The 9653-nt window shown below is 49.6% G+C and carries 10 protein-coding genes; 3 read left to right on the top strand and 7 right to left on the bottom strand.

Annotated elements, in window-relative coordinates:
• Positions 1 to 185 precede the first annotated feature (185 nt).
• Positions 186 to 713: a hypothetical protein gene (locus HMPREF2626_RS00050; RefSeq protein ID WP_070616401.1), complete on the bottom strand. Its 528-nt coding sequence runs from the start codon at positions 711 to 713 to the stop codon at positions 186 to 188.
• A gap of 114 nt (positions 714 to 827) precedes the next feature.
• Here HMPREF2626_RS00050 and HMPREF2626_RS00045 point away from each other — a divergent pair, with 114 nt between their 5' ends.
• On the top strand, positions 828 to 1433 hold the full coding sequence (locus HMPREF2626_RS00045; protein ID WP_070616399.1) for an SOS response-associated peptidase: 606 nt from the start codon (positions 828 to 830) through the stop codon (positions 1431 to 1433).
• Positions 1434 to 1547: 114 nt separating this feature from the next.
• Here HMPREF2626_RS00045 and HMPREF2626_RS00040 read toward each other — a convergent pair whose 3' ends face one another.
• The 3 genes from HMPREF2626_RS00040 to HMPREF2626_RS00030 form a co-directional block, all read right to left on the bottom strand.
• Positions 1548 to 2117 carry a YdcF family protein gene (locus tag HMPREF2626_RS00040; RefSeq protein WP_083294255.1) on the bottom strand — a complete coding sequence of 190 codons (570 nt, stop codon included), beginning with the start codon at positions 2115 to 2117 and terminating at the stop codon, positions 1548 to 1550.
• Positions 2118 to 2196: 79 nt separating this feature from the next.
• Complete coding sequence (locus HMPREF2626_RS00035) at positions 2197 to 3183, bottom strand: alpha/beta hydrolase (RefSeq protein WP_070616396.1); 987 nt, start codon at positions 3181 to 3183, stop codon at positions 2197 to 2199.
• 35 nt (positions 3184 to 3218) lie between these two features.
• Entirely contained in the window at positions 3219 to 4292 is a 1074-nt protein-coding gene (locus tag HMPREF2626_RS00030) for a threonine aldolase family protein (protein WP_070616394.1), read from the bottom strand.
• Positions 4293 to 4492: 200 nt separating this feature from the next.
• Here HMPREF2626_RS00030 and HMPREF2626_RS00025 point away from each other — a divergent pair, with 200 nt between their 5' ends.
• Complete coding sequence (locus HMPREF2626_RS00025; protein WP_070616393.1) at positions 4493 to 5779, top strand: cation:proton antiporter; 1287 nt, start codon at positions 4493 to 4495, stop codon at positions 5777 to 5779.
• Between the two features lie 26 nt (positions 5780 to 5805).
• Positions 5806 to 7497, top strand: coding sequence for a sulfatase family protein (locus HMPREF2626_RS00020; protein WP_070616391.1), 1692 nt, complete (start codon positions 5806 to 5808; stop codon positions 7495 to 7497).
• A gap of 92 nt (positions 7498 to 7589) precedes the next feature.
• Here HMPREF2626_RS00020 and HMPREF2626_RS00015 read toward each other — a convergent pair whose 3' ends face one another.
• The 3 genes from HMPREF2626_RS00015 to HMPREF2626_RS00005 form a co-directional block, all read right to left on the bottom strand.
• On the bottom strand, positions 7590 to 8090 hold the full coding sequence (locus tag HMPREF2626_RS00015) for a DUF3278 domain-containing protein (protein WP_070616389.1): 501 nt from the start codon (positions 8088 to 8090) through the stop codon (positions 7590 to 7592).
• Positions 8091 to 8288, bottom strand: coding sequence for a helix-turn-helix transcriptional regulator (locus tag HMPREF2626_RS00010; RefSeq protein WP_070616388.1), 198 nt, complete (start codon positions 8286 to 8288; stop codon positions 8091 to 8093).
• 168 nt (positions 8289 to 8456) lie between these two features.
• Positions 8457 to 9380 carry a diacylglycerol/lipid kinase family protein gene (locus HMPREF2626_RS00005; RefSeq protein WP_070616386.1) on the bottom strand — a complete coding sequence of 308 codons (924 nt, stop codon included), beginning with the start codon at positions 9378 to 9380 and terminating at the stop codon, positions 8457 to 8459.
• Positions 9381 to 9653: the final 273 nt, after the last annotated feature.

Raw genomic sequence — 9653 nt, 5'->3', positions numbered from 1 at the left:
ACGATCAAATTCAAAGCTCCACTCCTGCTCAAAAATAATTGGGTAGTCAAATTTTTTCTTTAATTACTAGTCGTAAAAACCAGTAGCAAAGAACTGAAAAAACAGATTTTAACTTAAATATTTATTGTCAGAAACATGAGCCTTTAATATTGCGTCACCAACTCTTCAAACTCATAGGCCTAGTTCTAGTCTTCAAGCAAGACCCATCGTCCAGTCAGCATATCCATCTGGTAGACCTGGCCTGTTGCTTCGTCAACTTGGTAGAGACCTTCCAAATGAGATACCCGACCATCGGGGCTGTCGACCCGGTAGTCGTACTGGGTCCGGCCGGTCTCAGGATCTTGGCTTGGGCCCATCAGATAGCTCTTTTGGGTTGCTGGAGCCTTTTCTTCCATCGGTTCAGCTTCCCTTTGTCTTGCTGGAGCTGGCTTAGTGGGCTGTAAGTTTTGTTCAGGAGCTCTTGCTGGTTGGATAGCTGCAATCTCCTGGTTTTGACGGGCTTGAACTGGTGCGATATCTTGGACACTGGTTCGAATATCGACAATGTGGGGAGCTGCGGTCAATTGATTGATGACTGGAATTTCTTTAATAAAGGCTTGACTGGCTTCATTCGGATTCATTTCTACGAGCGATTGACTAGCCGTTGCATCTGGCGCATTGAGGGCCACCAGTAAAGCGGCGAGTCCAACACTGGCAATAACACTCTTTTTCATGGGGATCCCTCCTCTATCCTTCTTAAGTTCATTGTAACACATTTGTAACATTTTGTTAATTATTATGTAAAAGAAATCCTGTGTTATGATTAAATAAAGGAAAGGAGCGATTCCATGTGCGGACGCTATGAATACCAGCTCAAGGACCCCCTCCTAGCCCACTTCTACAAGAAGTTGGGTCAGGAAAGCACGGCTGCGACAGGCACGGTCTATCCCGGCCAAGAGGCGGTCTGCTTGGGTTTAGATCCAAAAGCCAAGGTCCGGGTAGCCAGTATGCGCTGGGGCTTTGATGGTTTCAAGAAAAAACAGCTTCTTATCAATGCCCGGTCGGAAAGCATCAATGACAAGCTGGCCTTTGCCCAGGCCTTCCGCTACCGCCGCTGCATCTTCCCCATGTCCGCCTTCTACGAGTGGTCGGCCGACAAGACCCGCTTCCTCTTCTCAGCCAGCGAGGTCCTCTTCGTGGGTGGCTGCTACCAGGTTCTTCCGCAAGCAGACGGCCAAAGCCAAGCCCAAGCTGTCCTCATGACCCAGGCCGCTGACCAGGTCGTCGGCCGCGTCCACCAGCGCATGCCTTATTTCATCCACAAAGAAGACCTCCGCCCCTGGCTAAATGACTGGGCCTACGCCTCCAACTACCGGGGCCAAGCACCTGAGCTTGCCATGCAAAAGGACAGCCCCGACCGGCTCAGCCACTTGGTCACCCTGGACTTAGAATAAAAGACTGTTCCAAAAGTCAGGACTGACTTTTGGAACAGATTTTTGAAACAATTGCTATTTAAAAGAGACTGGAGCTTTGACCCAGTCTCTTTAATTTTGAATGCTTAATATGGTCTACCAATCAATCCAGTGGTAGAGGTAGAGGCGGTAGCCGATCCACTTCAGGACTTCCATCCGGGCCATGCGGCGGCCATTAGGGGTTGCTCGGTAGCCGTGGCCATCCCGGTGGGCACTGACAAAAGTCAGGTCAAAGCCATACTGGCGGTTGGCCCGGCGGAAGGTCAGCATGGTCCGACGCATATGGTAGTCGCTAGTCACCACATTGGCACTGGTCCAGCCCCGGTCGGCCATGATAGCGAGGCTGTTCACCGCATTGGTCCAGGTAGAAGTCGCCTGGTCTTCGGCCACTAGACTCTCCGGCGGCGCCCCCTTCTTCACATAAGTGGGAAAGATATCAAAATCTTCACGCGCATGGCGGGGCGACACCAAGAGATAGCCCGTCTGGCTGTAGCCCGCCCTTAAGAGATCCACAGCCTGGTCACTCCGTTCAGGTGCCGGCCCCTCAGCCACCAGAATAATATCAGCTGGCTGGGGTATTTGGCCGGTGTCCAAATGATAATAGAGATAGACTAGGCGGGCAATCATTAACAAGATAGCAAGAAATCCGATTCCCAAATAAAACATGACAAGCCCTCCTTTCAGCGCTTGCCCTATTCTAGCAAGTTTCCGAAGACTTTGCTTGTTTTAGCTCTCCAAGAGCCTTTTAATCCCTGTTTGAGCTTAAATAATTCGCCAAAAACGCCTCAATCCGCTCATAATAGCCTGACTGGAACTTAGCTTCGGCATGGCCGCCTACTTGAAGGAGGAAGAGTTCTTTAGGTCCCTGCTTCTTACTGGCATAGAGTTCCTGGGCCATTTCCACTGGCACGAAGTCATCTTTTTCGGTATGGATAAAGAGAATGGGCAATTCACTCTTAGCCACATAGTCCTTGGGTTCAGCCCAGCGGATATCGTAGCCCGCTTGGAGCCGGCCCATGAATTCTGCCATGTAGAGGATGGGAAAGGCTGGGAGATTAAAGCGCCATTTCAATTCTGAAGCAAAGATATCCCAAGTTGAGCTATAGGCACAGTCCGAGACAATGGCCTTAACTTGCTTGGGCAGGGTCAGACCCGAGGCCATCAGGACACTTGCCCCACCCATGGAGGTACCATGGTAGACAATTTCCGCTTCCGGGTCTTCTTTGACCAACCACTTGGTCCAGGCTAAGAGGTCGTCCTTCTCAAAGTAGCCCATCCCGATATACTTGCCTTGGCTGGACGCATGGGCACGTTGACTGTATGTCAAGACATTATAGCCGGCCTCATCGAAGTGCCTGGCCAGAAGATTAGACTCGTCTTCACTGGACTGGTAGCCGTGGACGATAATCACCCAGCGCTGGTTGGCTTTGTCCTGCTTAATCTGGTGGCCGTAGAGCTTCAAGCCGTCTACTGACTGGATGGTCACCGGCTGGCGTCGCTCACCCACTTGGTCTAACCAAATCGCCCGCTCTTCTTCTTCCTTATCCCGGGCCCGGTCAATCACCAATTGGTCCGCTGACCGATCAACCACTTCTTCACGGTTCTCTGCCCCTTGCTGGGGGACCAGGGCATAATTCACGAAATAAGAGCCTACCCCATAAGTAGCCAAGCCCAAGAGAAGCAAAATTATGACTAGACCGTACAGGCAGCCTTTTCTTCTTTTTTCTTTCAACTGATCGCTCCTTATATTGTTTAATAATTTATATTTTAAACAATTAAAGCTCGCTCTTCAAACTTTTTATTAATAGCAATTTGCTTGAGGGCATCGCAGAGCTCTTCAAGTGCGGCATCCGTCGTGGCCCAGCTGGTGACAAAGCGGAGGACCACTTGGCCATCAAGGTCTGGATTCCAGACGCTAAAGCCGACATAATCAGCCAAGCGCTCGGCTTCTGCTGGCGACAGGCAGACAAATTGTTGGTTGGTATAGGAATCCGTATAGAAGCTATAGCCCGCCTCCGCAAATATTTCTTTGACAGTCAGGCCCTGCTTGACCGCATGCCGGCTCAAGTCAAAGTAGAGGCCATCCTTAAATAATTCCTCAAATTGGATGCCGAGCAGGCGGCCCTTGGCGACCAAGCCCCCATGTTTTTTCACCAGGGCGGGGAAATAGGCCGGTGCTTTCCTCTGGCTAAAGACTACAGCTTCCCCACAGAGGGCACCGATCTTGTTGGCCCCAATATAGAAGACATCGCACAAGTGAGCCAATTCAGCCAGGGTCAGGTCGGCTTCAGGACTCATTAGGCCGTAGCCGAGCCGGGCCCCGTCAATGTAGAGGGGCAGGTCGTGGGCCTGGCAGACCTGGTAGATGGCTTGCAAGTCTGCTTTAGAGTAGAGGGTGCCGAGTTCACTTGGATAAGTGATGTAAACCATGCCCGGAGCCACCATGTGGGCGCGGTTGGGATTAGCTTCAAAGGCTTGCAGATAGGCCTGGAGCTGGTCAGCTGACAGTTTACCCTGGTCATTCGCTAAGCTTAGGATCTTATGGCCACAGGATTCAACAGCCCCGGTCTCCTGGGTGTTGATATGGGCGGTATCTGCCGCCACCACCCCGCGGTAGTCCGTCAGCAGGCTATCAATTACCAGCTTATTGGTCTGGGTCCCTCCTACCGTAAAATAAACTTCTGCTTCAGGGCAAGCACAAGCACGCCGGATGGCTTGGACCGCCTGATGCGTATAAGGGTCCTGCCCATAGCCTGGCACTTGGTCACGGTTACTTTCCATCAGACGACTGAGCAAGCGTTCATGTGCCCCCTCTAAATAATCACAGGCAAAAGAAAACATATTGAGCCACCTCTCATTTTAAGTTTTAATTCCTTTTCTTAAAATTATATGTATAAATAATAGGATGTCTAATCAGTTTTTTACTCTTCTATCATAAAAAAACCTTTATTCACAAGAGCTTAGAACAGAATTTTCACGCAATTCATGTTAGAGTAAAGATAGGTTATTTTTATACTTTAAATCAAAAAAGGAGGTTTTTTATGCCATTTTTACGTTTTCTTCTAGCCATTGCCTTGGTCTATGGAGCAGGCCGCTTAATCCAAAAAATCAAACTTCCTGCCATCCTAGGCTGGCTCCTATGCGGCATGGTTGTGGGTCCTAACCTGCTCAATCTTTTTCACGAGAGCATCACTGGCCACCCCGCCTTCCAACTCTTGGCGACCCTGGCCCAAGTCATTGTCGGTATCATGATTGGGTCCAACTTAATCGTAAGTAAAATAAAAAAAGTTGGGACTTCCATCTTTAAACTCGCTATCTGGCAGATGCTAGGTATTTTCCTGATGGTCAGCCTAGCTTTTGGCTTGATTTTCTCTTGGATAGGGGTGCCTTTCCTGATTGCCATTATTTTCGGGGTTATCGCCATGGCCACAGCCCCGGCCCCCGTGCTATCAGTCATTAACGAATACAAGACAGATGGGCCACTCTCACGGACAACTGTTTCCATGACCGTCATGAATACCCTCTTAGTAAACATCATCTTCTATTTCTTCATTTCGGTCGTCCAATCACAAGTGACTGAGGCTTCAACTTCGGCTGTACTCAACCTGTCCTTGATGATGGTCCTTCCGATACTGGTCGGTGTCGGCCTAGGTTATCTAGCCGGTCGTTTCTTATCCGGAGCGGAAGAATCAGGTATCGGTCGCTTCCTCACGACTATTGTATTGACGACTGCTATCATGCTAGCAATTGACCATTGGCTCTACCCTAGCCCCATGGCCAATTACATCATCCTGGGAGCCGCCTTCTCAGCCGCCCTGGTCAACGGTATTTCAGATGACCAACGCGAAGCCCTAAGTGATGACTTTAGCCCCATCCAATCAGCTGGACTCTTGCTTATCATCTTGAACCTCGCTGCCCCACTCGATCCTGGCTTGCTCGTCCAAGCTGGCGTCTGGAGTTTGGCCTATATTAGCTTCCGCCTACTTGGAAGCTTTATTGGGTCTTATCTGGGAGGTAAGCGCATCGAAGCAGACCCCAGCGTCCAAAAATACCTGGCCTTAACCATGATGCCCCATTCCGGTATTTCCCTCGTCTTCTCCTCCATGGCAGCCCAGGCAATTGGTCAGGCAGCCAGTGACCTCGGCGCCAGTATCCAGATCATCATCCCTGCTGCTGCTCTAATCAATGAGATTATCGCTGTACTCATGGCTAAGAAGGCCTATGAATGGGCCGACGAAACGGACCAAGCCGAAGACGATGATGACTATGTGAACGAGGACACCTCTTATTGCACACAGAGTCGGGATACTCGCTACTACGATTATTAACATTTAAATTTAAAGGAGGACTTCTAATGACTCAAAAGAAACCAAATATTATTTTAATTTTTGCCGACGACTTAGGAATGGGTGACGTATCTGCCTTCAACCCTGAGTCCAAGATTCATACCGAACACATTGATGCCCTCGCTCAGGACGGCATGCGCTTCACTGATTCCCATGCCACCAGCGCCCTCTGTACGCCCTCAAGATATGGGCTCTTAACCGGCCGCTACAACTGGCGGTCTCAGCTCAAGAGTATTGTCATCCCTGGCGACGCCCAAAGTCTGATTGAGAAAGACCGGCGCACCCTCCCTCAAATGCTCAAGGACCACGGCTATCAAACAGCAGCCATCGGTAAGTGGCACTTGGGGATGGAATGGACCTTAAAGGACCACAAAGACTATGAGCGCTATGGTGTCGACGGAGACAAGTACCGCGAGCAAGAGGCGGACTATCAGAAGGGCCGCCCTTACTTCGGCAATGCCACAGCGGAACCCATCTTCCGGGGAACAGACATCGATTATAGCCAACCGATTAAATTCGGGCCGCTCAACTATGGCTTCGACTACTTCTACGGGACGGCAGCCAGTCTGGACCAAGGCCCCTTTACCATCATCGAGAATGACCGGGCCCTCTACCAACCTGAATACATGGCCGGGGACCATAATATTTCTCGGGTTGAGCCTGAAACCAACCGCTCCATCGAAGCCGGCGTGATAGCCCCTGAGCACAGCCCCTACCATGTCCCAGACCAAATGCAGGCCAAGGCACTAGACGTCCTAGATGATATGATTGAAGCGGATGCCCCCTTCTTCCTCTACTATCCTAACCACCTGGTCCACGGTCCGATTATTCCTCAAGAACGTTTCCGCGGTAAGTCAGGGATCGGTGACTACGGCGATTTCGTCCTCCAACTGGATGCCTATGTCGGTGAAATAGCCGACAAGCTCAAGGAAGCTGGCATCTACGAAGACACCCTATTCATCTTTACTTCCGATAATGGGGCCTCTCCGATTGTCGATATTGACCGCTTGAAGGAAGAAGAAGGCCACGACCCAAGTAATGGGCTCCGCGGGCATAAGATGCATATCTGGGAAGGGGGCCACCGGGAACCTACGATTGTGACCTATCCGCGAATGATTGAAGCCAACACGGTTTCTAACCACATGGTCTCCCACTCCGACTTCTACAACACCATCGCCGATATCCTCGGTGAGGACAAACGCGATAATGTCGCTGAAGATAGCTACTCCAACCTCCCCCTCTGGCAGGGTGAGGACCAGGCTATCCGTGAAGACATCATCCATTCAGCTGGTAACGGGGGCTTCTCCATTCGCCGTGACTTCTGGAAACTCATCATGGTCAAAGATGGCGGCCTAGGCAGTTATGACCGCAATGTGGACAGCTATAAAGAAACCTTCCAAGCAAGCGAACTCTATGACCTGCGCGATGACCTCTCCGAAAGCCACAATGTTATCGACGACCATCCGGATGTTGTGACTGAATTGAGCCAAGCCTTGGTCGACTACATCAAGGAAGGCCGATCAACGCCTGGTGAGCCTCAAACCAACCAAGCCGACCTACCGACCGGTGACTGGGAACAAGTCGCCTTCATGCCAGACTATGAAGACTATGTCCAAGGCCTTAACCAGGCAGCCGTAGAAAAGGGACAAATCAGCCAGGAGGAATTGGACAAGAATTCTGCCCTTAAGGATAAGGACTAGAACTATAAAGATAATCTCTAAAAAAGCAAAAGCAGTCTAGACGCTATTTATTTGGCGCCTAGGCTGCTTTTTCATCTTCTCTTATTTGAGGCTTAGCGCTTGACTAAGCGGAGTTTTGACTTGCTAATGAGGTAGGCCGTGGTGGCAAAGACTAGACCTCCTATGACATAAATCAGGGCCTTAGCCCAGTGCCATTCGATTGGCCGCCCGTCCAAATAAGGAAAGACCACTTCCATCCAAAAGATCATGCCCAGGGTCCACAAGAGGCCAGCGCGGAACATTTGCTGGCGGAGTTGACGAACGGCTTTTTTATAATCTTTGGCATCATAAAATTCCGTATCGGTTAGCCGGTACTTGCGGGTTTTAGCTAGGATGTAGAGGGAATTTCCCATCATGATCAGAAAGAGAAAGATGGTCCCCAAGCTGACCTGACCCTGATGGATATCCCAAATCAAGCTGATTAACATCAAGATGGCAATGGCATACTGGGTCACAATTCCAGCAAAAGCTAAAACTTCATTCAGTTTCTGTTCTTGGTATTCATCACGGTGGCCGACAAAGCCAAGGTAGTGTTGGATAATACATTTTTTCATTTAAGTTTCCTCCCCATTCCAAAACAATTGGTTTAGATCAGTTCCCAAAGCATGAGCTAAGCGCAGGCACAGGTCGAGCGACGGATTATACTTATCATTCTCAATTAAATTGATGGTCTGCCGAGCCACCTCCACCCGCCGAGCGAGTTCCGCCTGCGAAATACCTATCTTTTGGCGGTAAAAGCGCACATGGTTCATGGCCTCTCCTCCCTTACTGTCATCTATATATGACACACTCCCAGTTTAACTTAAAGTCGAAGAAGTGTCAAATATAAGTGACATATTTAAAATAAGAAAGGCGAAAGGACCAGCTAGCTTAAGCTAAGCTTTCCTTTCGCTATAAACGAATATATCGATAAATCGGGGTTAAAGATAAAAAGCTTGTTGGTCAAGTCGACATCCAACAGACCTAGCAGCTGAGAAAATTGCTTCCCCGTCTACCTGGCCTGGAATGGCAGGGGTCAAGTTTAATTCACAGCGCGGCCCCCTGTAGAAGGCGAGGTGCTTGGAATCACCCTGGCCCTTACGCCATAGAATCTGGTAGAGTAAGCCCGGAATCGCCCGCCAATCCAGGTCATGGACCACTACAAGGGCCAGGTCGTCCTCTAGCTCTGCTACCCGGGGATCAAGCTGGATACCCCCACCAAAGTAAGGATTCAACATAACCGCTACCAAGCTAACATCAGAAAAATGTTGGCTGTGACCGCTTAGTCTTACATCGAGGGCAAAATTAGGAACGCGACGCAAGGACTGAAAGAGGCTCACCAAATAGCGGACCCGGTTTGCCCAGGGGACTTGCCAGATTCCTCCCTTGGCTTTGAATCCTTCACTTTCATGGATGACCTGGCCATCGAAACCAAAGCCCAGGCTATTGACAAAGACGCCCCCAGCCTTGCCTAGGCTGGGATCGATACGACCAATTCTAAGCCGGCGAACCTGGCCTTTAAACATGGGGGCGAGCAAGTCTTCGATGGTCTCTTTGCCTGCCTGGTAGTAGCGGCTAAAATCATTGCCCGTCCCGGCTGAAACAAAGGCAAGAGGCAGGTCGAGGCCCCGGTCGGCCAAAAGATTCACCAATTCATGTAGACTTCCATCCCCACCAACCAGGATTAAGCTATCCTCTTCTTTAAATTGGCCCAAACAAGCGGTTAAGAGCTCTCTCATATGACCAGGATACTGGGTCAAATAAATCTGATAGTCCACCCCCCAGCTCTCTAAATAGCTAGTGACTTCGTTTAAGCGTCTCCTCCCTCTCCCCATCTCCGATTTCGGGTTACAGATAATATGCATGCATTCCACAAGCCATTAACTCCTTTACTTCTCTAGATTTACCTAGAGCAATCTAAACACAGTTCTTTTTAAGTTAAATGGTGAATGCGTTCATCACATTTTGCTATTGAATTATAACTACCATCACTATAAACATTATTTTATATATTAGCAGTCAATAATTTTAAAAAAGCAATTGCTACATTAGCTATTTTGAGCAGTAGTGGAGCTTTGAAGTTGGTCCTTAGCCATGAACAAGCAAGCAAAGCGAATTACGGATCGTTGGCGCAAGCC

The organism is Aerococcus sp. HMSC062A02, assembly GCF_001809535.1.
Classification (GTDB): Bacteria; Bacillota; Bacilli; order Lactobacillales; family Aerococcaceae; genus Aerococcus.
The sequence above is the reverse complement of the archived record's forward strand: the minus strand, read 5'-3'. Positions and strand labels throughout refer to the sequence as shown.

Coding starts and splice junctions, on each gene's coding strand:
- HMPREF2626_RS00040 (WP_083294255.1), bottom strand. CDS start 2,117: ATGTTTTATTTGGGAATCGGATTTCTTGCTATCTTGTTAATGATTGCC.
- HMPREF2626_RS00010 (WP_070616388.1), bottom strand. CDS start 8,288: ATGAACCATGTGCGCTTTTACCGCCAAAAGATAGGTATTTCGCAGGCG.
- HMPREF2626_RS00020 (WP_070616391.1), top strand. CDS start 5,806: ATGACTCAAAAGAAACCAAATATTATTTTAATTTTTGCCGACGACTTA.
- HMPREF2626_RS00045 (WP_070616399.1), top strand. CDS start 828: ATGTGCGGACGCTATGAATACCAGCTCAAGGACCCCCTCCTAGCCCAC.
- HMPREF2626_RS00030 (WP_070616394.1), bottom strand. CDS start 4,292: ATGTTTTCTTTTGCCTGTGATTATTTAGAGGGGGCACATGAACGCTTG.
- HMPREF2626_RS00025 (WP_070616393.1), top strand. CDS start 4,493: ATGCCATTTTTACGTTTTCTTCTAGCCATTGCCTTGGTCTATGGAGCA.
- HMPREF2626_RS00005 (WP_070616386.1), bottom strand. CDS start 9,380: ATGCATATTATCTGTAACCCGAAATCGGAGATGGGGAGAGGGAGGAGA.
- HMPREF2626_RS00015 (WP_070616389.1), bottom strand. CDS start 8,090: ATGAAAAAATGTATTATCCAACACTACCTTGGCTTTGTCGGCCACCGT.
- HMPREF2626_RS00050 (WP_070616401.1), bottom strand. CDS start 713: ATGAAAAAGAGTGTTATTGCCAGTGTTGGACTCGCCGCTTTACTGGTG.